This window comes from Microbulbifer mixtoriginis (SeqCode) (genome assembly GCF_052466865.1).
On the sequence record NZ_CP174293.1, the window covers coordinates 101611 to 124468 of the forward strand.

Genomic DNA, 22858 nt, shown 5'->3' on the forward strand with positions numbered 1-22858 from the left:
TGCCAATGACAGCACCATCCCCACGCGAGCTAGCCCATTGGGTGCTCGGTATCGCAATCCTGTTTGGCTGCGAACGGCTCGGTAGCCTGATCGGAAAGGCGCTCGCCCTACCGGTGCCCGGTGCTGTAGTGGGTATGTTGCTGCTACTGGTGGGCCTAATGGTCTACGGCAGCGTGCCCCGCGGCCTGGCAAAAGTCAGTGCACAGCTGCTCTTTTTACTGCCGCTGCTATTTTTACCCGCCGCCACTGGGGTCTTCTTTCTGCGCGATCTCTCCTTATCCGATTGGCTGGGCCTGCTCGCCGCAATTCTTTTTGGCACCCTGATCAGCCTTACGCTGTGCACTCTGTTGCTGCGCCGCCTACTCAGAAAAACCGATATAGTGCACAACAATGAGCAGTGAGTTACTACACAGCCCGCTGTTTGCCCTGCCATTGAGCTGCGGTGCCTTCTGGTTTGGGGTACTGCTGTACCGACGCACGGGTACGGTACTGTTACACCCGATAATCACCGCAAGCCTGCTAGTTTTCGCAGCTCTCTATAGCCTGGATATTCCCTACCGCGACTACCAGGATGCCAGCGGTCTACTCTACGTCTTACTGGGTCCGGCCGTAGTCGCGCTGGCCGTACCGCTGAAACAAAACCTGACAGTAATTCGCCGCGCTGGCTGGCCCCTGCTGGTAACCATTACCGTCGGAGCCCTGTTGGCCCCAGCAATTGCTGTGGGGATCGCACTATTACTCGGAGTGGGGAAGTCTGTACTACTCGCCCTTAGCGGAAAATCCATTACCACACCCATCGCACTTGCAATTGCCGAAAAAGTTCACGCGAGCTTAAGCCTGACCGCAGCAATCGTGGTGCTCACCGGCGTGGTAGGAGCCCTGGCCGGACCACCGCTGGTGCGCCGCCTAGGTATTCGCGACGAGCGGATTCTCGGCGTGGTGCTCGGTATCAATGCCCACGCCGTGGGCACGGCGCGCGCACTGGAAATCAGTGCGCTATGTGGCGCCTGTGCCGCCCTCGCTATGGGACTCTGTGGCGCCTTAAGCGCGCTATTGTTACCGCTAATTATCGCCCCCTGAGTCACCTGACGACGCGAGCAGTGAAATTTACACAGCCGTCACAGCATTCTGACGTACTTTGCGCCTGACTCCTTGCTGCCGGCGGGGGAATCTCCTATCTTCCTAAGGGCCTTCGAGATCAGCAAAAAGCTAATAAGCTGCCACTGCAGCAACAGCAACAGCAACAGTAACAAAAGGACATCTTGGCGATGCTGGAAAATTGCAAGTCGGCGCGGGAGCGCTGGGGTGGTGTCAGCGAAATTATTGACCGCTGGCTTCAGTCACGACAAAACCTATTAGTGAGTTTCTACCACCTCTCCGAAAAAAAGGAATTCAGCGAGGATGACCCCGAAACCGAAGACCGTGTCCGTCAGCTGTGCCAGCTGCTGGTGGACTATGTCTCGGCCGGTCATTTTGAGGTCTATGAACAACTGATGCGTGAGGGGCAGGCCTTCGATGATAAACAAGGTCTGCAAAAAGCTTGTGAACTCTACGATGATATCGATAGGACTACAGATATCGCCGTTGATTTCAACGATAAATATCTGGAGACGGACGACCTTTCCAGCCTGGCACCGGATCTGTCCGAACTGGGAGAGGCGCTAGAAACCCGCTTTAGCTCCGAAGATAGAATGATCGCCCTGTTACACACCGCTCACAAAAATCGGATCGCCTAGCACAGCCGCCTCTTGTTGCATGCAATTTTTCGTTGCCCAGGGACTCCTATTTTTTGCTCGCCTTCACTCGCCGGCTGACGACCAGTTAGCCGGAATATATCTGCGAATGCATTTAATCTTTAAATAAAACCAGGTAGCCAAGCGAAATAAATTCAAGCACAAAAAAAGGGCGCCTATTGGCGCCCTTTTTCAGTAAAGTTCGAAAAGTCAGATTATTCAGATGGAGCTTCTTCTTTCTTTTCTTCTTTTTTCTCGGAACCCTCATCACCAGCAACATTTGCTTTGTGCAGTTCCACTTCAAAAATCAGAGTGGCATTGGGGCCAATTTTACCGCCTGCACCACCGGGACCGTAAGCAAGCTCAGAGGGGATATAAAGTTCCCACTTGGAGCCTTCTTTCATCAGTTGCAGAGCTTCTGTCCAGCCCTTGATTACCCCGTTTACCGGAAACTGAACCGGCTCACCGCGCGCGTAAGAGCTGTCGAACTCCTCACCGTTAATCAGGGTGCCCTTGTAATCAACTTCAACGGTGCTGGTAGCGCTTGGCTTGCTGCCGCTACCTTCTTTAATCACTTTATACTGCAGGCCAGAATCAGTGGTGACTACACCATCTTTCTTCGCGTTCTCTTCGAGGAAAGTCTTGCCTTCCTGCATATTTTTGTCGGCGCTCTCTTTAAATTCTTTCTCCTGCTGAGCCAGCATTTCCTGCTGTTTCTTCTGCATCTGCTCCTGGAAAGCGGCAATAGTCTGCTGCTTTTCTTCATCGGACAAGCGATCCTCGCGGCCACTGGCAACGTCGTTCAGTGCCATCGCAACCACTTTGGGATCCAGCTGCACATCTTGAGCCTTTAGGCGCTTAGCCATGTCTTCGGCAATGATGTAGCTGACCTTCTTCTCCTGAGTGTCCAGGGCAACTTCTTTTTCCTGCTTCTGTCCCTGTTCGTTACAGCCGGTCAGCGCCAGGCCAAGGGCAATTGCTGCAGCCAAAGGGTATTTATTCATGGGTGTTGTCTCTTTGTCCGTATTGCGTTTATAGATTCGCGCTTGACCTTGGTCCAACGCCAACAGCGGTATTTCAAGCAACTCTGTTCAGGCCCTAAGCCACCAGGCGCACAGTTTCCGCCAGTGCGCCCAAGTCTAACCCAAGGCGACTCCCAGTGCATACTGATGACGCGCACACTGTGCAGGACACCACATTCCCCTTGCTGGTTCCAGCCGCTTCACAAAAAATCTGCAGACAACGCTTTTTTCGCAGTACACGGCATACATTTTTTTTAAAAACAGCGCTATTATCGGCCAGTAACCGGTTATTGTTCTGGACTGTTTGAAGTGCTTTTCAGTTTGGGGCAGTGCGCGGTGCGCATATCTCTTGCTAGAGCGGTATCCATCGTATTTAAAGGAAGAAGAGCGCACTATCCGGAAGTGCCAATCGATAATAAACGTCAGGACATTTACTCATGGCTGCCAAACCAAAAGCTGTCAATCCGGTTGCAGAGCTGGAAGCACAAATTTCCAAACTCGCCGCAAAACTGGACAAAGCCCGCAATAAGAAAATCACCGATGCCGGCAAAGCGGTACTTAAGGCCGGAAAAAACCTGACCTCAGCAAAAGACAAGCTGAGTAAGGCAAAGGACAAACTGGGTGAAGCCCGCGCTAAGGCGAAAACCACCAAGACGCCCGCAGCTCTAAAGCGTGTGGAAACCGCTAAAAGCAATGTAGAGAAATTTAACGAGGTATTTCAACAGGCTAAGCAAGCTGCTGCCGACGCCAAGTATCTGCAAGCCAGAGCCAAGGCAGAGCTCAAAGCGGCGGAAACCGTACGCAAAGTCGCAGCCAAAACGGAAAAAGAGCTGCTTAAGACTCAGCCTAAGGCGAAAAAACCCACCGCCACTAAGCAAGCCACCAGTAAAACCTCTGCTAAGTCTGTAAAAGCTGGCACGGCAAAATCTACGAGAAAGACGGTAGCAGCAAAGGCCAGCGAAAAGAAAGCTGCTGCGAAAAAGACGAGTACTGCTAAACCGTCTAAGAAGGCAGCAGTTAGTAGCACAAAGAAAACCGCTACCAAGCCAGCAAAAACTACCACCGCGAGCAAGCAAAAAGTAGCAAAACCCGCCAGCAAGAAAGCTACCCAAACTAAAGCCGCAACAGCGACAAAAACTTCTGAAGTTGCTAAACCTGAGCAGGTAAAGGCCAAAGAAGGAAAGCCGCAACAGGAAAAACCCAAGCAAGCCGCACCCAGTGAAAGCAAAATTCAGGAAAAACCCACTGAAGAAGCAAAGAACCTGGCATCTGATGAGCAGCAAAAACCACTGGAGCAAACTCCACCAGCACCATCGATTACGCCAACTACACCGGCCAATAGCCTGTTTTCCACAGAGGGTCACCGTGGCGAATAGGCGCTCCTAATACTTTGTAAACAGATTGGCACCCGGCCGGTTCTATTAGGGTGGGTGCCAAGTAGCCAGTCCATTACGGTATAATTTATTGGAAGTATGGGATTGGTAGTAGGTAGAAACCTTCCAATTTTATTGGCAGCACACTGTGTTTGCTAAAGCCGCTGCCTGAAAAATTCAGACGGCATCCAGATTTTCGACCGAAGCCATAAAACTCTCAATCAGACCTGCCCAGTGAACCTGATCTTTTTGTAAAAGCCCATATTGCTGCCCCGCAAGCTGTAGCGCAGGCTTATCTCCCGGCCATGCCTCCAGACAAATTTTCCAAAGTGCCGCCAGCTGCAAGCGTTCCAATTTCAATTCATAACGCTTACACATTTCGTACACACGCACTGTATGAGGGCGAAAGCGCCCCAGTAAGCGACGCAGGTGGCGTACACTGATAATCATTCTACGACGCGGTGCCAAACCGCGATCAGCCACACGCCACCCCTCCTCACTCAACTGGTGTCCACAAACCGCTGCATAGCTAGCCCAAAGCATTAAACACACGTCGGCCCCCTTCGTGTCCTGGCAGTCGAGCAAGAAGTCTTCAACCCCTTGATGACGATAGAAGTCCAGACTGAACTGCCACAGTGGGTTTTCCTTGGAAGAGGATGGAGGTGTGCTATCTGTCACGTTAAAATCCAGGCCCTTTGCGGTTCGGCGCGCTCAAGCGGCGGCGAATACGTACAAATACGTCGAATAGCCTAGCATTCATCGGCCTGTTCATAAGAGGTTTTTTCCAGTGATTAATTTGCAAGGTGTCTCCCTGCATCGAGGCGAGCGCGACCTGCTAAACGGTGCAGACTGCCGTATATTCCCCGGCCACAAGGTGGGAATTATCGGCGCGAATGGCTGTGGTAAGTCAACGCTGTTTAAGTTGCTACTGGGTCAACTGGAAAGCGACGCTGGACAGGTGGATATCCCCGGCGGCTGGCGAATTGCCCATATGGCCCAGGAGGTGGAGGCTAGCGATCAGTCGGCCCTCGACTATGTACTCGACGGCGATCGGGAACTGCGCAACCTGCAAGACCAGCTCACAAAGGCTGAGACCAGCGGGGAATCCGATGGCCACAAACTGGCCGAGCTGCACGAGCGTATGGCCAGCATCGACGGCTATAGCGGGCCCGCGCGTGCCGCACAGTTACTCGACGGCCTGGGTTTTGCGCACGCAGAACAACAGCGCCCGGTACGCAGCTTTTCCGGTGGCTGGCGCATTCGCCTCAATTTGGCTAGAGCATTGATGTGCCCCGCGGATTTGATGCTGCTGGACGAACCCACCAATCACCTGGATCTAGACGCGACCCTCTGGCTGGAACAGTGGCTACAGCGTTTCCCCGGCACCCTGTTAATTATTTCCCATGATCGCGATTTCCTCGATGCAGTGGTTGATGGCATTGTCAGTTTTGAACAGCAAAAGCTCGTGCTTTATAGCGGCAACTACAGCGCCTTCGAACGCACACGCGCCGAGCGCTTAGCCCAGCAACAAATACAATACGAAAAACAGCAATCCGAACGCGCCCACATGGAAGACTTTGTGCGGCGCTTTCGCGCCAAAGCCAGCAAGGCCAAACAGGCGCAGAGTCGTTTAAAGGCATTGGACCGCATGGCACAAATCGCCCCAGCCCATGTGGACTCACCCTTTCACTTCACCCTGCCATCTGCGGATAAAACTTCCAATCCGCTGATCGACCTGCGCGAAACTGATATCGGCTACGCCGACAAAGTGGTCGTGAGGAAAGTACAACTGGGTATTCAGCCCGGCCGCCGTATCGGCCTGCTCGGTCCCAATGGCGCGGGTAAGTCATCGCTAATTAAAACCCTTGCCGGCGAGCTTGCCCCCAAGAGCGGTGAGCGCCAGTGTGGCGAACACCTGGCTATTGGCTATTTTGCCCAACACCAGCTCGAAGCTCTGGATGGCAAGGCCTCTCCTTTATTACACCTGCAACGACTGAGTCCCGAGGCCAGTGAGCAGTCTCTGCGCGACTTCCTCGGCGGATACGGCTTTATTGGCGACCGGGTCTTTGAAACCGTAGCCGGCTTTTCTGGTGGAGAGAAGGCCCGCCTGGCATTGGCGATCCTCGCCTGGCAAAAACCCAACCTACTACTGCTCGATGAGCCCACCAACCACCTAGACCTGGAAATGCGCCATGCTCTTACCATGGCCCTGGCTGAGTTCCCCGGTGCGGTTATTTTGGTATCCCATGATCGCCATCTACTCGCCAATACCGCCGATGAATTTATTCTGGTCGCAAATGGTCGTGCGGAACCCTATAGCGGTGACCTCGAGGACTACAAACAGTGGCTACTGGGTTTTAACCGGGAAAAGCGGCGTGAGGAAAAATCAGTAGAAAGCGGTGATAATCAGGAAAAACCTGCAGAAGATAAAAAGGCCCAACGCCGTGCCGCTGCCGCCCTGCGAGAACAACTAAAACCCTTGACCAATAAATTAAAAAATATTGAGCGGCAAATGGCCGCAACAGAGGAAAAACTTCAAAAAGTTCAAGGCAAGTTGGCCGATGAGCAACTCTACATGGGAGGTCAGCAAGATGAAATTGCACGTCTCAATAAAGAGCAAACCGAATATCGCGAAGCTCTCGACCTTCTGGAAATGGAATGGCTGGAAATTTCCGAGCAACTTGAACAATTGCGCGGGGAGTAACTAGACCGTTTGCCTATCAAAGTAGCTCCTGGAGGGCATCATCACCGCCCTCCAGGAGCTACCCCGGAAGTCTTTAAAAAGGCATTAGCTATCTGCGAATACAGCCATATTCATCCACGGCGGTACCGACCGGTGTATTCGGGCACTGATCGATATAGGCCGGCACGCCATCAAAGTCGATATCCATGGGGCAGCCATCGGGGCCAACATCCACACCTACCGGGGTCTGTGGGCACTGATCGGTTGCATCGATAATCCCGTCCGCATCCTCGTCGTACCAAAAGTCCGGGTACTCGATCCACTGGTAGCCAATCGCAACGCTGGCAAAACCATCCAACCCACCGTGATCCACCCCCTGAAAAAGTCGCACATCCGCACGGGCCTGCCAGCGGGGACCGAGGCTATATTTTATCCCCAGACCGAGATTGACCATGGTTTGGCGATCATGCCAGTTGCACAGATATCTCCGGTAGGGGTGCCAGTCAGGATATTTATAACCGTGTTTATACCGATATTTACAGTCGTAACGTTCTATCCCATCCTCGTCCGTGTAATATCTCCTGTAACGTTTTTTCGGCGCCTTATCATAATTAATGCGCATCTCGCCAACGCCAAAAGCCACATATGGCTGCCAACAAAAATCACCACAGAATTGCCCACCAAATTGGTAGAGGAGGTCCAGGTGGTAATTGTAAATCTCGAGCTTTTCGGGAAAATCATCCACTCCAACAATAAAGTAATCGACCACCCCCTCCATCGCCCAGTAGTTGGTCATATTAAATCCCAGGCCACCACCACCACCGGTGGTATCCTGCAAAGTCAATCCGTGAAAAGGGGTTCCGTTTAAACGGTCACTGTTAAACCAGTATTTACCGCCATTGGCATAGAGATTGAGGGTACCGACAAAATCGGCCGAAACATTGCTGACAGAAAAAAGCAACACAGCACCGCAGAGGATTGAAATGGAAGTATGGCATTTACCCATTACTGACACCGAAATCTTTTTAAAACTATCCCCCTTTCAATTTTTATTAATTTGATTAACTACTTTAAATTCAAATTAATTCGATTATCTTTGTGTTATTTGTTCTGCATTTTTAATAAAACTACTATTTAATGCCGCGCCCAATATGAAAATCATAGACGGGAAATAAAAAATATACTTATAAACAGCGGAGAGTTAACCGATGCTGGCGCCAAACATAGATAACTACGTAAGAAACCTGGTTCGCCCAGAGTTGATTCAAACTTCGTGCCGCCCACCAAAAACTATTCGAGAATACGCCACCGATTTTCAACAGAATTCTCGCTGCAGTTGGAAGTACAGCCGCAGTAAAGATGGACTAACCCGAATTGATCAGTTAGTGACTCAGGCTGCACTGATCCAGACTCTGGATTACACCCGCATATCCAACACATCCCAAAGCCTTATAGAGGCAATGTATACCTGGTTGACCGGCTTCAATCCCTCTAACCCGGTACAACAGCTCACTTCGGATGGAATACAGCGACGTCAAAACGCCATTACTACATTGCTGGGCGGCGCCTATTGCTGGTATCGCCAGGCCAGTGAAGCCGCATTGTCAGAACCTTTGGCTCTGGGCAATATTCAGAACCACAATGACATCCCTTTCAATCTGTATCGTTATCGTTTTAGCCGCTCGGGTTTTAACCTGCATATGACACCGGGGCGCCTGTACCGGGGGGATACCCGGCCGCCGCAAATGCTGTGGCAGTCAGGGGGATTTTTTCCAAAAATGGATAACAACAACCGCCACGACCCCCATCTCGGTAGCGGCGCTTCCTGCCAGGTGATATCCAGCACTGACGATCCCAACGTGGTAGCGCGCTTTGCCTGGCACAACAAAACTTACTGTCCGGTGCGTTACTACTACCTGCACCAAACCGACAGGGTGGATAAAGCCATCGCCGGATTTGTCTATGAGTTCGACAAAACTGGACATGAATGCGTTGAGGTCGCCAACGTCACCCCCGGTCGTGAGGTAGCCTTCCTGGCAATACCCAACCAATATATTCGCCGCTTCCGCATGCGCTACTATGCCGGCAGCCAAAACAATATCGTGTTATCGGATTGGATGTACTACAACGAAAATTCGGTAAGAAATATCCGTATCACCGCAGACAAACAGCGCTGGGAATCTTTCAAGAAGAACTGGCAGCTGTACGTTTAAAGAAAGGGTGGGGTACTGCCGTAGGTGGGGGAGAACGCCGACTTACAGTCGGCGCTTATTGCTAAAACTCTCCAAGTGGAAAATTGGATATTATTCGACCTCCGGTGCCGGCTTGGAAGGCTTTTCAACAGTCTCTTCGCTCGGCGCCAGAGCGGGAGCTTCTCCGGGCAGGCGGCGGTACACCAGATCCCAGACACCGTGCCCAAGGCGCTGGCCGCGGCGCTCAAACTTGGTTTCCGAGCGCCACTCTGGACGCTCGACATAGTCATCATTGGAGGAGGTATTCTCCAGCAGTGACTCCGCTTGCAACACTTCCAGCATATGCTCGGCATAATTCTGCCAGTCCGTAGCCATATGCATGACACCGCCGGTTTTCAGCTTGCTGCAAATCAGGCGCACAAACTGCGGCTGCACGATGCGGCGCTTATGGTGCTTCTTCTTATGCCAGGGATCGGGAAAATACAATTGGAACCTGTCCAAAATGCCATCCCCAATGCAGTCATTCAAAACATCCACCGCATCGGCCATATAAATTTTGAGATTCTCAACCCCGGCTTTACCGGCATTGTTAATCAGCCGACCCACACCGGGAGGATGCACCTCAATACCAATAAAATTCTTATCCGGTTCGGCCTGGGCCATGGCAAGCAGTGAGTCGCCCATACCAAAACCGATCTCCAACACAAGCGGAGCCTCACGGCCAAATGCCTCAACTGGATTCAGAGGGCCATCGAAGAGCGACAGACCATATTTTCCCCAGTAAGTATCAAAGGCGCGGCGCTGCCCCTCAGTCATCCGCCCCGCACGAATCACGTAGCTGCGGATAGATTTTTTCTTGTACTCGGTGCGGTAGGGAAACTCTTCCGCGGATTCGTCTTGCATTGTTCGCGACCTCTTATGCGAAACGGTTTTCTCTTATTCGGGTTTTGATAGGCGACAGCCCGGCTATTTGGGGGTATTCACGGCGGCAATAAACAGTGTCACCCAGCCGGCGATCATCAATAACCCACCAATCGGTGCAATCGGCCCCAGCCAACGCGGCCCACCCAGGGTAAGGGCGTAGAGACTACCGGAAAAAAACACCAAGCCAAATACAAAGAAAGCGCCGCTCAGAGTGAGTGACAGACGTTCTCCCCAATTCTGTATCAGCAGCGCCACAGCCAATAGCGCCAGGGCGTGGATCATCTGGTACTGCACACCGGTCTTGTAGGCTTCCAATAGCGGCTCGGCGACCTTGCCACGCAGGCCGTGTGCGCCAAAGGCACCGAGAGCAACGCCACTGGCGCCAAATAATGCGGCGAGTAGAAGGTAAACTTTAACCATGGCTTATCCCATTTTTTTGCGCCCGACGAAGCGGGTCCATGCATCGCAGAAATAAAAAAACCGCGCTGCTGCGCGGTTTTTTCCGAACTGCCAAAGTGCGCTATCAGGCCTCCATAGCCGCACGCACTTTTTTCATGGCGTTCTTCTCCAGCTGACGGATACGTTCGGCGGAGACTCCGTATTTATCTGCCAACTCGTGCAGAGTGGATTTCTCCTCGCTCAGCCAGCGTGCCTGGATAATATCGCGGCTGCGCTCGTCGAGCTGCTCCATAGCATTGGCCAGACTGTTGAAGCTGGTTTCCTGCCAGTTATCCCGCTCCAACTGAGCTGCCGGATCATAACTGCGGTCTTCCAGGTAGTGTGCCGGCGCTTGCCAGGCGGTGTCGTCATCGTCGTCCACCCCCGCATCAAATGCGGCATCATGAGCGGCAAGGCGGCCCTCCATCTCATGGACCTGGGCGACATCCACATTCAAATCTTTAGCCACCGCCTTGGCTTCATCGTTGCTCAGCCAGGCCAGTTTCTTCTTCTGACCACGCAGGTTGAAGAACAACTTGCGCTGTGCCTTGGTGGTAGCGATCTTCACGATGCGCCAGTTGCGCAGGATAAATTCGTGAATTTCCGCTTTGATCCAGTGCACCGCAAAGGAGACCAAACGTACCCCTTTCTCGGGGTTAAAGCGTTTAACCGCCTTCATCAGACCAACATTGCCTTCCTGCACCAGGTCCGACTGGTTGAGTCCATAGCCAGAATAAGACTTGGCAATATGTACGACAAAGCGCAGGTGGGACATGACCAGTTGGCGGGCCGCGTTAATATCTTCGCGATAATAGAGGTCTTCTGCCAGGCGCTTTTCTTCCTCCGCGGACAGCACATCGAAGCTGCTGACGGTCTGGATGTAAGCTCCCAGGTTGGCGCCCGGAGACAGCGTATGCACTGGCTGTAGGCTGGTTCCCATTCAGGTTTCTCCTCTCATTATTAGTCGGCCGATTCCAGCGGCCGCTGTCGTCGGACACTTTATCCGGCAACAGGCTGGACTCAGTGTAGCACTTGCACGAGCGGTTAAGAAAGTCCGCCGCCAACTGCCGTATTCCCTTGTATTGCAGCCGTTTAGAGGGACCAAATCCCACCTAGGTTCCCCAATTCGCTACAGCTTTACGCTTCTTGGCTAAACCAAGAAGCGTAAACACTCTTCTCAGCAGGGTTCGATCTCGCGCAAGTGACGGCCCGCCGCCAGCCAGGCCCCCAGCAGCCCAAGCAAAGCAGCGCCACCGATAAGGCCAACAAAATAGCTGAAACCGGGCCCAACTAGGCTGTAGTTACTGCCGTAGCTAGAGGAGAGGCCTGAGATCGGCCCGGACAATAGCAACACCGCCCCCAGTAACAGAGCCCATGCCAGCAGTCCGCCAAAAGCCCCATAACAGAGACCACTGTAGAGGAAAGGTCTGCGCACAAAAGCGTTTGTGCCACCCACAAGCTTTACCACCAGGATTTCCTCCCGGCGGCTCTCAATGTGCAGGCGAATCGTATTGACCACCACCAGGATAACCCCCAGCGCTAACAGCAGCGCGAGCCCTGCGGACATCCGTTGCCCCAGCTCCGTCAGCTGGGTTAGGCGCTGCACCCAGGCCAGATCGAGCACCACCGAGTCACTCAGGGCGTGCTCCTGTAGGTTATCCACAATGCGCTGCAATTTTTCGCTGTCATGGGCATCTCGCGGGCGCAGCAGCAATACTGCCGGCAGAGGGTTGGCATCGAGTCCCATCAGGAGATCGCCGAGACCGGATGACTGCTCGAATTCCGCCAGCGCCGCTTCCGGAGAAATATAAGTCACCTCTGCGATGGCCGGGTCGCTGCGCAGTTTGGCGGCGAAGGAGTCTACTGCCGCTTTCTGTGCTCTCTTATTTAGAAATACTGAAATCTGCGGCTGACCATCCCAGCCGGCCACAGCGCGCTGAAAATTTGCCAACCCAAGTTGCAATGCGGCGGGCAGGGCCAGGGCTATAGCGATTACCAGGGCGGTCATAGCACTAGCCATGGGCGTAGCGAAAAAACGGCGCAGGGATTCCCGTGCTACCTGGCGATGGTGGTCGAGCCAGGACTGCCAGCGATCCGAAATACCGGTGCGAGCAGCCACCGCGCCACTGCTACGCGGGCGCTTTTCAATGCCACTGCTCGCCGGGCGCTGGACTCTAGACTGGGTGTGCTTCACGGCTTGGGACTCCGTCGTAGATCAACTGACCGGCTTGCAGGGTCAATACCCGCCGGCGCATGCGCGCTATCAATTCCAGGTCGTGGCTTGCCACCAGTACAGTGACGCCCACGGCATTAAAGTCGGAAAACAGTTGCATGATCTCCTGTGACAGCTGAGGGTCCAGATTACCTGTAGGCTCATCCGCTACCAGGATCGCCGGCTTGTTCACTACTGCGCGGGCGATACCCACCCGCTGCTGCTCCCCTCCAGACAGGGTAATGGGATTGTGTTTCTCCTTGTCCAGGAGGCCTACCTTGTCTAGAGCGGCGCGCACCCGGCGGCCCACTTCGCGTTTGCTGCAGCCGGCCACTGCCAGTGGCAGAGCGATATTGTCGAACACACTGCGATCAAACAGCAGCTGGTGGTTTTGAAAAACGATACCCAGGTTGCGGCGGTAATAGGGGATCTGGCTATTGCGCAGGCGGTTGAGATTCTGCCCTGCGACCAAAATCGAGCCTTTAGTGGGGCGCTCGATGGCGGTCAACAGCCGCAAAAGTGTGCTCTTACCCGCACCTGAATGACCGGTGAGAAACACCATATCCCCGCGGGGGACTTCCAAGTTGATACGCACCAGGGCGTCCTGCCCCGATGCATAGCGCTTATTCACATTGTCAAAGGTGATCACGATTTTGTTCTTGTTATTCCCTAAGAGGGTTTAGTGGCGATCAAGCGGTATCGCGGCCAAACAGCGCCGAGACAAATTCGCGCGCGCGGAACGGCTGCAGATCCTCAGCCTGTTCACCCACACCGATAAAGCGCACAGGAATACCGAAACGCCGCGCCAGGGCAAAGATCACGCCACCCTTGGCGGTGCCGTCAAGCTTAGTGAGCACCAGACCGGTGACACCGGCCGCCTCGCGGAATTGCGCAGCCTGGTTAATTGCATTCTGGCCGGTGCCGGCATCCAGCACCAATAGCACCTCGTGGGGCGCGCTGGGATCCAGCTTGCCCATTACGCGGCGCACCTTGGTCAACTCTTCCATCAGGTTGGACTTGGTGTGCAGGCGGCCGGCTGTATCGGCGATCACCAAATCAATACCACGGGCCTGGGCCGACTGGACCGCATCAAAAATTACCGAGGCGCTGTCCGCACCGGTATGCTGAGCCACCACCGGCACATCGTGGCGCTGCCCCCAAACCTGTAACTGCTCTACCGCTGCGGCGCGGAAAGTGTCGCCGGCGGCGAGCATCACCGATTTGCCTTCGCCGAGGAAACGGTGCGCCAGCTTGCCGATAGTGGTGGTCTTACCAACGCCGTTAACGCCGACTACCAAAATCACATAGGGCTTTTTACTGGTATCCAACACTAAAGGCGCGTCGACACTGTCGAGCAGCTCTGCCAACTCCTGCTGCAGCGCTTTATAGAGCGCATCGCCATCGGCCAGCTCGCGGCGCGAGACGCGCTCAGTGAGGCGCTCAACAATCTCACTGGTGGCCTCGACACCCACATCTGCCATCAGCAGCTGGGTTTCCAGTTCTTCCAACAGATCTTCATCGATTTCTTTGGCTCCGAGGAACAGGTTGCCCATGCCCTCGACAAACTGATTGCTGGTGCGGCTGAGCCCGCGGCGAATACGTGCAAAGAAACCCTCTTTCTTTTTCGCTACGGGTTTTTCCTGCACGGGGGTGGGCTTGGGCGCTGGCTCCTGAACCCGAGGAGCCGGTTCTGACGCTGCTGCTGCAGTATCGGCTGGCAACTCAGATTCAGGGCTAGACTGAATTTCGGGCTGCGCATTGGCTGTACTAGCGGGCGACGGCTCAACAGCTTCTGTGGATGGTTCCTGCACATCAGCAGTCGCTTGTTCCATCTCTGGAGCGGGCGCCTCTGCTGACTCGGCAGCGGCCTCCTGGGGTGCAGCGGGCTCTTTATCGGTGACAGATGGCTCCTGCCACTCTTCCGCCGGGGCCTCCTCTGGTGAGCCAACCGCTTCGGCCTGCTCCCCTTGGGGCTCGCTTTGTTCGGGCTTGCGCTTTTTCTTTTTGCGCAGGAAATCAAAGATCATTCGTTTATCCGGGTGTACCGCTTGCAGAAAGACGCTAATCTTAGCATCGCTAAGCCCCCAGTAGAGAGTTACCTTGGCCAGAAGTTCATCGCGCAAGCAAAGCACACAGCCCCTTTCCCAATTGCGCATCATCGGAGGGCAGTGGCGCGGGCGCAAATTGCAATTTGCCCCGGTTGAGGGGTTGAGACCTACCGGCGATCGCCTGCGCGAAACCCTGTTCAACTGGTTGCAGTTTCACCTACCTGGCGCACAATGCCTCGACCTCTTCGCCGGCTCCGGCGCCCTGGGTCTGGAATCTCTATCCCGTGGCGCGGCCTCAGTGGATTTCGTCGAACTGAATCCCCAGGCTGCACGCACCCTAAACCAGCAACTCCAGCTACTCGAAGCCACAGATGGCGAGGTGCATAACTGCCGGGCAGCAGATTTTTTGGTCGGTGGCGGCAAGCCTTACGATATTGTCTTTATCGATCCGCCCTTTGCAGACGATTTGTGGCAGGAGAGTCTCGGCGCTCTCACTGGCAGGCTCTCAGAAGGTGCTCTGATTTATATCGAGACACCCCGAGACATTGTTATTTCTGCTGCGAACGACTGGTCGTTAATCAAGGAAAAGCGCGCTGGTCAGGTCTGTATGCGACTGTTTCGTAATAACTCCGATGCAACCACTGAACACTGACCGGTCAGCGGGTCAGGTTAACGCATTCGGTTTTGAGCCTTAGCCGTAAATTGTTTACCATTCGCATCCCTTTCAGCCCGCATTTATCCTTGGCGTATGAAAAAAGTTGTCTACCCCGGAACTTTCGACCCAATCACCAATGGTCATCTCGATTTGGTGGAGCGGGCCTGTCGCCTATTTGACCACGTCATCGTGGCCGTAGCCGCCAGTAATCGAAAGAATCCTCTGTTTACCCTGGATGAGCGGGTGGAGCTCTCCCAGCGCGTACTCGGCCATCTGCCCAATGTGGAAGTCATCGGCTTCGATATCCTGCTGGCTGACCTGGTGCGCCAGGTGGATGCCTACGGGGTTCTACGCGGCCTGCGCGCAGTATCCGACTTCGAATACGAGTTTCAGCTGGCTAATATGAACCGCCAACTGGCGCCGAATATGGAAAGCCTGTTCCTGACCCCAGCAGAACACTTGTCCTATATTTCTTCCTCTTTAGTTAGAGAAATTGCCTCTCTCGGTGGAGATGTCACAAAATTTGTTCCAAGTGCTGTACAAGCGGCACTGGAAGAGAAATTCCGCTAACTCCCGAATTGGTTATTTCTGATACACTCGAGCGGATTTTTCCACAATCCGCGGAGTGTTTCGTGCGTCACATTCTCCTCGCTCTCGCCCTTGTTCTATCTCCGGCCATGGCCGATGAGCCGCAACCGGAAGTCGATACCGGCCGCAGTGCCATCAAGTCTGCCACGGCCAAATCCTATATGGCGGTGACCGCCAACCCCCACGCGAGTCGCGCCGCCGAACAAATCCTCGCGCAGGGCGGTAGTGCCGTGGATGCAGCCATCACCGCTCAGTTGGTGCTCGGGTTGGTGGAGCCCCAGTCATCAGGTATTGGTGGTGGCGCCTTTATGCTGAGCTACGACGCCAAAGATAAACAGCTGCGCTATTACGATGGCCGGGAAACCGCTCCGGCAGAGGTGGATGAAAACTACTTTATGCACGACGGTAGACCGCGTTCATTTATGCAGGCGGTTATTGGCGGCTACTCAGTGGGCGTCCCTGGCGTCATCCGCATGTTGGAAATGGCGCACCAGCGCGATGGCAAACTGCCATGGGAAGTTTTATTCCAGCCAGCCATCCAGCTAGCCGAAAGCGGCTTTGAAGTCTCTCCGCGTCTGCACAAATTGTTGAGCAGGCTACCCCATGTAGATGCAAGACCGGCGATCGCCAGTTATTTCTTTGACAGCGACGGCAGGCCCCTGCCGGTGGGCCACCGGCTGAGGAATCCGGAATATGCCCGCACCCTGCGCATGATTGCCAGCGATGGTGCGGACGCTTTTTATAAAGGAGAGATCGCCGAAGCGGTCGTCAAGGCCGTTCGCGGCGACACTGAAAACCCCGGTCTGCTCAACCTTGAGGATATGGCCAATTATCGGGCCAAACTGCGCCAGCCTCTCTGTTCCGCTTTTCTCGAATACCAGATCTGTGGTGCGGATGCGCCCTCATCGGGCGGCACCACCGTGGGCGGCATTTTGGGCATGCTGCAAGCTTTTCCCATCGCTGAAATGGAAGCCGGGGACGACCTGCTCACCCATTTGTTTATCGAAGCCTCAGAACTGGCCTTTGCCGATCGCAACACCTATTCGGCCGACTCAGATTTTATCAAAGTGCCCAGTAAGGCTTTGGTATCCCCCGCTTACTTGAGCGAACGTGCGACCCTAATTGACCCTGACAGCGCCAACATAGCCAAGCCCGGCAATCCGAACACTGGGGCGACCAAGCGCCTCACGGCCCAATCACCTGAGATGCCCAACACCAGCCATTTGGTCGTTGTGGATCGCTACGGCAATGGCGTCAGCATGACCAGCAGCATCGAAACGGGCTTTGGCTCTCGCCTGCTGGTAAAGGGTTTTCTGCTGAATAACCAGTTGACCGATTTTTCCTTTACCCCAAAAACAGCCAAAGGGCAGTTGGTGGCGAATCGTATCCAGGCCGGCAAACGACCTCGCTCTTCCATGTCGCCAACGGTGGTATTTAATAAAGATGGCAGCCTGCGCCTACTGGTGGGCTCACCCGGGGGGTCACGTATTATCGACTACACCGCCCGCACCATTCTCTACCACCTGGGGCTGAACATGCCCATTGCCGATGCCATCGCAGCCGGCAACATTGGCGCTATCGGGCGGCGTGTCGAACTTGAACCCGGTTTCTTTAGCCAAGACACCATCAATAAACTCAGGGCACGCGGGCACGAGGTCGTCGAGCGCGATCTCAACAGTGGCATTCATGCAATCGCGGTAAAAAACAATGCACTCCACGGCGGTGCCGACCCCCGTCGGGAAGGCAGTGCGCTGGGGCACTGATTTTCTGGAGGAGGCATATTGCATGCCTCCTCAAAACCATCCCCCCTAGAAAGCTGCCATTCATAAACCAGCTTTCCGGATAGCGTGCCCCTTCTTTAGAGTGGTCCATACTTCCCCCTAGCTAGCGTAAGCAACTGGAGGGCCCCTCTTGGACCACCGCAAAGTAGATGCCACTGGCATCGAACTCCTGCACGACCCCAGCACCAATAAGGGCACTGCTTTTACAGAAGCGGAACGCAACAAGTTTGGCCTTAACGGCCTGATTCCCTACGCTCTGGAAACCATCGAAACCCAGGTAGAGCGGGTGATGATGCAGCTGAGCCACAAACATTCGGATATCGATCGATTTGTCTACCTGACCGGTCTACTGGATACCAACGAGACGCTCTTTTACCGAGTGGTGATGTCTGATCCGGTGCGCTTCCTTCCGATCATTTACGACCCCACTATCGGTGAAGCCTGTACCAAGTTCAGCCATATCATGCGCAGGGTCAGGGGTGTCTATCTGTCTATTGCACAGAAGGGCAGTATCGCCGGCTCCCTGTCTCACTGGCCGGACCGGGACATTCGATTTATTTGTGTCACCAATGGCGGACGAATTCTGGGGCTCGGGGATATCGGCGCGAATGGCATGGGTATCCCCATTGGTAAACTGCAGCTTTACACCGCCGCCGGGGGCGTACCGCCAGAACATTTACTGCCACTCTTTTTAGATGCCGGCACCGATAATGAACAAGTACTCGCAGACCCACTCTATGTAGGCCTGCGTCGTAAACGCCCGGATACCGAGACGCTTTACCGTTTTGTGGATGAATTTGTGGACACTATCCAGCAGCGCTATCCACATTGCTGCCTGCACTTTGAGGACTGGACCGGTAGTGACGCCGTCCACCTGCTGCAACGATATCGAGACAGGGCCTGCTGCTATAACGATGATATCCAAGGCACTGCGGGTATTGCCCTGGCCGGCATGATCAACGCCCTGAAAATCAAACAGGGCTCGTTAAAGGATGAAAAAATCTTCTTCGCCGGTGCCGGCTCTGCCGGCATAGGGCTTGCAGATTTATTTGTGAGTGAACTGGTCAATGAAGGGCTCTGTAAGGAAGAGGCCCAAGCCCGCATTATTATGTTCGATGAAAAGGGACTGCTGGTAAAAAGTCGTGAAGACCTTTTCGACTTCCAGCGCCCCTACGCACACGACCAATCCCCAACTTCACAATTATTGGAGGCCATAAAAACTCACAAGCCAACCACCTTGATTGGCGTCAGTACTGTTGGTCAATTATTTACCCAGGAAGTCGTGGAAACTATGGCCGCACACAACCCGCGACCCATTATTTTTTCTCTGTCCAACCCAACCGAACATGCCGAATGCAGTGCGGAGCAGGCCTACAGTTGGAGCCAAGGCCGAGCCATCTATGCCGCCGGCGTACAATTCCCCAAGGTCACACTGCATGGAAAAACCTATTTGCCAGGCCAAGCGAATAATTTATATATCTTCCCCGCGGTAGCAATGGCAATTTATGCAACAAGTGCTAAACGTGTGCCCGATTCACTATTTATTGAGGCCGCCCGTGGAGTTGCTGAGCAAGTTGGTCAAGATCTACTGCAGCAGGGCTGTCTGTTTCCGCCACAATCAAAAATTTTAGAAATATCCCAAAATACAGCCGCAAAAGTCAGCAAGAAAATCTTTGAACTTGGGCTCAGCACACTGGAGCCGCCAAAAGATTTTTTAGAATTTATAGAAAAACATACTTATAAAGCTGAATATCTTTCTTATATTTGAATTTAACCCAATGCAACAAAGGTCAGAAGGTGTCTAGTTGTATTGATCTTGGTTCATTGTCTGAATTTCTTAAAGATTTCCGGTCAAACACCAAGCGTCCCTTATAAAAAGTCTTTATCACTTTGGCTTCATCAACCTGATTTTTAGAAACATTAAATATATTTCTATCTAAAACAATAAAATCAGCCCACTTACCCTTTTCGATACTGCCCGTTTCCTTTTCCAAGCCTCCAGAATAGGCAGCATTAATTGTAAAAGCCTCAACCAGGTCATCAATAGAAATTCCTAGATTTAATCCCCGATAAATAACCGCCATTGGATCCACCATGCCACGAATCTGAGAGGGGTCAGAAGATAATAAAGAGACACTCATGGGAATATATTTTTCTCCGCCCTTTAAACTTCTGCCCTCCGTTGAACCTTCTCGGCCGCTATACAAGAGGAAAATATTTTTTGGTTGCATAAATACGGCACTATGCATCTGGGAAAGCTGATCCAGAGTGGACTCTTTATCTAAAGAAGCATTAACAATTGCATTGCGTATTTTGGTGCCCCCCCCCTCCAACTTTCCCAGTATATTTAAAGCTTTATCAGTTTCCTCTTCTCCAGAGACTAAAATCTGTATGGGAAATTGGTGAGCATTAGCCCTTTGCGCCAAGCTAATAACCTCTTTAATCGAACCAGAAGTTCTTGAGATTGGTTCAGTAGTGATCCATACCTCTAAATTTTCCGGCAACCATCCAATATAACTTATCGAAATCAGTCTAAAGTCATCAATTGTTATTTGACTAACCTTTTGCTGCAACGAACTAAAATCTTTGTCGGAAAAATCTGTACTAACCGCCATTGAGACCAGCACGCGAAAACCCATGGGTTCAATTTCGGATATTTGATCAAAATAACGCTTTTGGCCTTCCTCATCTTTTAATACAACAACGGAATCATAGAGGCTTGTCACACCATTACTAACCGCTAAATATTGCATTCTGAGCAAGTCTTTTCGGTAATCTCCGCTTATATCCTGCGGGATCAATTTCTCTATTAATGTGACAGCGCCAGGACCCCGCAACCAACCAGTAGCAATGCCGTGTTCATTTTTTTCTATAAATCCATTAGGAGGATTCACACTATCGTTATTAATTCCTGCGGCAGCCAGACCTTCTGAATTTGTCCAGATATTGTTTCGATCTGAAGAAAATAAAATAATCGGGATCAGGTCATTGATTTGATCGAGAATTCCTTTGTGCGGAGGCTCAGCAGAAAATGCCTGCAAATTCCAACCATCACCCACAATCACTTGCTGTTGCGGATTCTCTCGAATATAACGCGCTACCGCCAAACGGTAATCTTCAATGGAGCCTCCAGAAAATAAGTTGATTCTGGATGCCGCCCCCCGAATTTTTGCCCTTTGGAAAAAGCCAGGTAAAACCAGCTTACCATTCAGATCTACAATTTCAGTATCCCCGCCAATATAAGCTTCAACACCTGCTTCAGTGCCGACAAAGACAATGCGCCCACCCCTGATTGCCATCGCCGCAGCAATAGATCGGGCTTTATCCGCGGTATAAATAGTGGCGTTACGGACAATTAACTGAGCGGGCTTGCTTGGGGTGGGATTGGCGGTGGGAATGAAGCCCACGCTCTTTTCTAGAGGATCACAGGAGAGGAGCAAAAGAATCGATAGCAAACTGAATAAACGCATATAGCTTCCCACGGATTTGCCCTATCCCCTCAATTTTCCACTGTGGAAAAATTCAGCGAGACTAGCAATTCAACGATTTTTTCAAGGCCACAGCCAGTGATAGCCGAAAGAGCCTCTCGTACAGGGACCTAGACCGCACTCCAATAGGGTGCTGGCCAGGTTCGCCATGGCAATGGTGAGAAACAGCACCGCGATAAATTTCTCGGGAAAGGTGAATCGACGCGGTGACAGGTTCCGCCGCAAGAAGCCCAACATCATTGCGACCCCGCAATAAGTAAGCAGCCCAAAAAAAGCCACGGCCGCCCAGGTATAGAGATGCAAGCCGAGAAAGGGCTCTCCAAATCCGGGGTTATTGGGCAGAATATGCAACAACACCTGGCGCCCGGCAGCAGCCAGCCCGGCAATACTCGAGAGAATAACAATTCCGTAGTGAGCGGGACGTACACCAAATCGCAGGTTCATCAGCAAGCCCAAGCCAGCCATGGTAAAGGCTACACGCTGAAGCAGGCATATGGGGCAGGGCAGTTGGTGCTCGTAAAGCTCGATGATAAAAGCCGCCCAGAGAAACGCAGAGAGGCCGAGAAGAGCCAGGGCATCAAGCCTTCGGACCATATACACCATAGCGGCACCCCGGCTAGAAGGAGAGGTCCAGCGTTGTGTTCGAGTGATAAATCAACCAGATGATGTAAATCACCATAGTCAACAACCACCACACGGTGGCCGCGCGCTGGCGGCGCTTCCATATATACCAGGCTGCAATCAGAACGGTAAGAAAAGGCAGTACCAATACCACGGGCCATCTCCACAGACAGCAATACTCTGAGATTAGTAGTAAATTCCCGCCAATGCCCTACCGCAAAGTAAACTCAACGCTGGCAACGAGTGCAAAAGAAGGTACTGCGCTGGCCCAGAACCATATCCCGCACCGGGCTCCCACAACTGGGGCAAGGTGCTCCCGCGCGGCCGTAGACATTGAGTTCCTGGGCGAAATATCCCGGCTTGCCATCACCACCGATAAAGTCCCGCAGGGTAGTGCCACCTTGGGCAATGGCACGACTCAATACCTTTTTGATCGCCTCTGCAAGGCGCAGATAGCGGGCTTTTGAAATAGAGCCCGCTTCACGATCCGGGCGGATACCTGCCAGGAAGAGGGATTCACTGGCATAAATATTCCCCACCCCCACCACGATACGCCCATCCATTATGAACGTTTTCACCGACTGTTTACGCTTGCGGGAAGCGGCGAACAGGTAGTCACCACTAAAACTCTCCGACAGCGGCTCTGGCCCTAAATGACTGAGGAGATCGTGGGCCAGGGGGTCTGCTGCGGTCCACAGAAGAGCGCCAAACCGGCGTGGATCCCTGTAGCGCAGGGTCAGGCCACTATCGAGTCGCCAGTCGATATGGTCGTGCTTCTCAGGGGATTCTTCCTGCTCGACCAAGCGCAGGCTTCCAGACATCCCCAAATGCCAGATGGCACACCCCTTATCTGTATGCACCAGTAAGTATTTGGCGCGACGCTCCAGCTTCAGAATACGGGCATTTTTAATGTGCTTGGCGAAGTCCAGGTCCACAGGCCAGCGCAGTCGTGCCTGTCGCACCACAACCGATCGCACCCACTGTCCCTCTAGATGGGGGGCGAGGCCACGGCAGGTGGTTTCTACTTCTGGGAGTTCAGGCATTTCTCATCTCACGATGGCTGTAGCCGAGGAGCGGACACAAAAAAGCCCGGCAAGAAC

At 53.1% G+C, this 22858-nt stretch carries 23 protein-coding genes; 10 read left to right on the forward strand and 13 right to left on the reverse strand.

The window, feature by feature from the left end; translation table 11 throughout:
* Nucleotides 1-5 precede the first annotated feature (5 nt).
* From ACJJJA_RS00505 to rsd, 3 genes are all read left to right on the forward strand, one after another.
* Nucleotides 6-401: a CidA/LrgA family protein gene (locus ACJJJA_RS00505; protein ID WP_444889052.1), complete on the forward strand. Its 396-nt coding sequence runs from the start codon at nucleotides 6-8 to the stop codon at nucleotides 399-401.
* Complete coding sequence (locus ACJJJA_RS00510) at nucleotides 391-1080, forward strand: LrgB family protein (RefSeq protein WP_444903450.1); 690 nt, start codon at nucleotides 391-393, stop codon at nucleotides 1078-1080. The genes ACJJJA_RS00505 and ACJJJA_RS00510 overlap by 11 nt, the downstream gene beginning before the upstream one ends.
* A gap of 188 nt (nucleotides 1081-1268) precedes the next feature.
* Nucleotides 1269-1736, forward strand: coding sequence for a sigma D regulator (gene rsd / locus ACJJJA_RS00515; RefSeq protein WP_252083857.1), 468 nt, complete (start codon nucleotides 1269-1271; stop codon nucleotides 1734-1736).
* 212 nt (nucleotides 1737-1948) lie between these two features.
* Here the strand turns inward: rsd and bamJ are convergent, their stop codons facing one another.
* Nucleotides 1949-2737, reverse strand: coding sequence for an FKBP-type peptidyl-prolyl cis-trans isomerase (gene bamJ, locus ACJJJA_RS00520; protein WP_252083858.1), 789 nt, complete (start codon nucleotides 2735-2737; stop codon nucleotides 1949-1951).
* Between the two features lie 455 nt (nucleotides 2738-3192).
* On the opposite strand from bamJ, the gene ACJJJA_RS00525 reads away from it, so the two are divergent.
* Nucleotides 3193-4131 (forward strand): hypothetical protein, encoded by a 939-nt coding sequence (locus ACJJJA_RS00525; RefSeq protein ID WP_444889050.1) that lies wholly within the window; start codon nucleotides 3193-3195, stop codon nucleotides 4129-4131.
* Nucleotides 4132-4305: 174 nt separating this feature from the next.
* Here ACJJJA_RS00525 and ACJJJA_RS00530 read toward each other — a convergent pair whose 3' ends face one another.
* Nucleotides 4306-4806, reverse strand: a complete 501-nt coding sequence (locus ACJJJA_RS00530; RefSeq protein ID WP_444903451.1) for a TIGR02444 family protein — start codon at nucleotides 4804-4806, stop codon at nucleotides 4306-4308.
* A gap of 109 nt (nucleotides 4807-4915) precedes the next feature.
* Between ACJJJA_RS00530 and ACJJJA_RS00535 the strand changes: the two genes are divergently transcribed.
* Nucleotides 4916-6832, forward strand: coding sequence for an ATP-binding cassette domain-containing protein (locus ACJJJA_RS00535; protein ID WP_444903452.1), 1917 nt, complete (start codon nucleotides 4916-4918; stop codon nucleotides 6830-6832).
* A gap of 88 nt (nucleotides 6833-6920) precedes the next feature.
* On the opposite strand, the gene ACJJJA_RS00540 is transcribed toward ACJJJA_RS00535, so the two are convergent.
* Nucleotides 6921-7817, reverse strand: coding sequence for an outer membrane beta-barrel protein (locus tag ACJJJA_RS00540; protein ID WP_252083862.1), 897 nt, complete (start codon nucleotides 7815-7817; stop codon nucleotides 6921-6923).
* Nucleotides 7818-8019: 202 nt separating this feature from the next.
* On the opposite strand from ACJJJA_RS00540, the gene ACJJJA_RS00545 reads away from it, so the two are divergent.
* Complete coding sequence (locus ACJJJA_RS00545) at nucleotides 8020-9024, forward strand: hypothetical protein (RefSeq protein WP_252083863.1); 1005 nt, start codon at nucleotides 8020-8022, stop codon at nucleotides 9022-9024.
* Between the two features lie 90 nt (nucleotides 9025-9114).
* Here ACJJJA_RS00545 and trmB read toward each other — a convergent pair whose 3' ends face one another.
* The 6 genes from trmB to ftsY form a co-directional block, all read right to left on the reverse strand.
* Nucleotides 9115-9906: a tRNA (guanosine(46)-N7)-methyltransferase TrmB gene (gene trmB, locus ACJJJA_RS00550; protein ID WP_444903453.1), complete on the reverse strand. Its 792-nt coding sequence runs from the start codon at nucleotides 9904-9906 to the stop codon at nucleotides 9115-9117.
* A gap of 63 nt (nucleotides 9907-9969) precedes the next feature.
* Nucleotides 9970-10347 (reverse strand): DUF423 domain-containing protein, encoded by a 378-nt coding sequence (locus ACJJJA_RS00555; protein WP_444903454.1) that lies wholly within the window; start codon nucleotides 10345-10347, stop codon nucleotides 9970-9972.
* Nucleotides 10348-10450: 103 nt separating this feature from the next.
* Nucleotides 10451-11305 carry an RNA polymerase sigma factor RpoH gene (gene rpoH, locus ACJJJA_RS00560; protein ID WP_252083866.1) on the reverse strand — a complete coding sequence of 285 codons (855 nt, stop codon included), beginning with the start codon at nucleotides 11303-11305 and terminating at the stop codon, nucleotides 10451-10453.
* 237 nt (nucleotides 11306-11542) lie between these two features.
* Nucleotides 11543-12559: a permease-like cell division protein FtsX gene (gene ftsX, locus ACJJJA_RS00565; RefSeq protein WP_444903455.1), complete on the reverse strand. Its 1017-nt coding sequence runs from the start codon at nucleotides 12557-12559 to the stop codon at nucleotides 11543-11545.
* Nucleotides 12540-13226, reverse strand: a complete 687-nt coding sequence (gene ftsE / locus ACJJJA_RS00570; protein WP_444903456.1) for a cell division ATP-binding protein FtsE — start codon at nucleotides 13224-13226, stop codon at nucleotides 12540-12542. Before ftsE ends, ftsX begins: the two co-directional genes overlap by 20 nt.
* A 40-nt stretch (nucleotides 13227-13266) precedes the next feature.
* Nucleotides 13267-14409 carry a signal recognition particle-docking protein FtsY gene (gene ftsY, locus ACJJJA_RS00575; RefSeq protein ID WP_444905272.1) on the reverse strand — a complete coding sequence of 381 codons (1143 nt, stop codon included), beginning with the start codon at nucleotides 14407-14409 and terminating at the stop codon, nucleotides 13267-13269.
* Nucleotides 14410-14677: 268 nt separating this feature from the next.
* Here ftsY and rsmD point away from each other — a divergent pair, with 268 nt between their 5' ends.
* The 4 genes from rsmD to ACJJJA_RS00595 all read left to right on the forward strand — a co-directional run bounded on the left by rsmD (nucleotide 14678) and on the right by ACJJJA_RS00595 (nucleotide 19417).
* A complete protein-coding gene (gene rsmD / locus ACJJJA_RS00580) occupies nucleotides 14678-15277 on the forward strand; it encodes a 16S rRNA (guanine(966)-N(2))-methyltransferase RsmD (RefSeq protein ID WP_444899485.1) in 600 nt (199 codons plus the stop codon).
* 96 nt (nucleotides 15278-15373) lie between these two features.
* Nucleotides 15374-15850 carry a pantetheine-phosphate adenylyltransferase gene (coaD, locus tag ACJJJA_RS00585; RefSeq protein ID WP_252083870.1) on the forward strand — a complete coding sequence of 159 codons (477 nt, stop codon included), beginning with the start codon at nucleotides 15374-15376 and terminating at the stop codon, nucleotides 15848-15850.
* A 62-nt stretch (nucleotides 15851-15912) separates the two neighbouring features.
* Nucleotides 15913-17631 (forward strand): gamma-glutamyltransferase, encoded by a 1719-nt coding sequence (gene ggt, locus ACJJJA_RS00590; protein WP_444903457.1) that lies wholly within the window; start codon nucleotides 15913-15915, stop codon nucleotides 17629-17631.
* A 148-nt stretch (nucleotides 17632-17779) separates the two neighbouring features.
* Nucleotides 17780-19417, forward strand: a complete 1638-nt coding sequence (locus ACJJJA_RS00595; protein WP_444903458.1) for an NAD-dependent malic enzyme — start codon at nucleotides 17780-17782, stop codon at nucleotides 19415-19417.
* 22 nt (nucleotides 19418-19439) lie between these two features.
* Here the strand turns inward: ACJJJA_RS00595 and ACJJJA_RS00600 are convergent, their stop codons facing one another.
* From ACJJJA_RS00600 to mutM, 4 genes are all read right to left on the reverse strand, one after another.
* Nucleotides 19440-21119, reverse strand: coding sequence for an amidohydrolase (locus tag ACJJJA_RS00600; RefSeq protein WP_444903459.1), 1680 nt, complete (start codon nucleotides 21117-21119; stop codon nucleotides 19440-19442).
* 81 nt (nucleotides 21120-21200) lie between these two features.
* On the reverse strand, nucleotides 21201-21740 hold the full coding sequence (locus ACJJJA_RS00605) for a disulfide bond formation protein B (protein WP_444903460.1): 540 nt from the start codon (nucleotides 21738-21740) through the stop codon (nucleotides 21201-21203).
* Nucleotides 21741-21753: 13 nt separating this feature from the next.
* Complete coding sequence (locus ACJJJA_RS00610; protein WP_444903461.1) at nucleotides 21754-21912, reverse strand: DUF5993 family protein; 159 nt, start codon at nucleotides 21910-21912, stop codon at nucleotides 21754-21756.
* 73 nt (nucleotides 21913-21985) lie between these two features.
* A complete protein-coding gene (mutM, locus tag ACJJJA_RS00615; RefSeq protein WP_444883195.1) occupies nucleotides 21986-22801 on the reverse strand; it encodes a bifunctional DNA-formamidopyrimidine glycosylase/DNA-(apurinic or apyrimidinic site) lyase in 816 nt (271 codons plus the stop codon).
* Nucleotides 22802-22858: the final 57 nt, after the last annotated feature.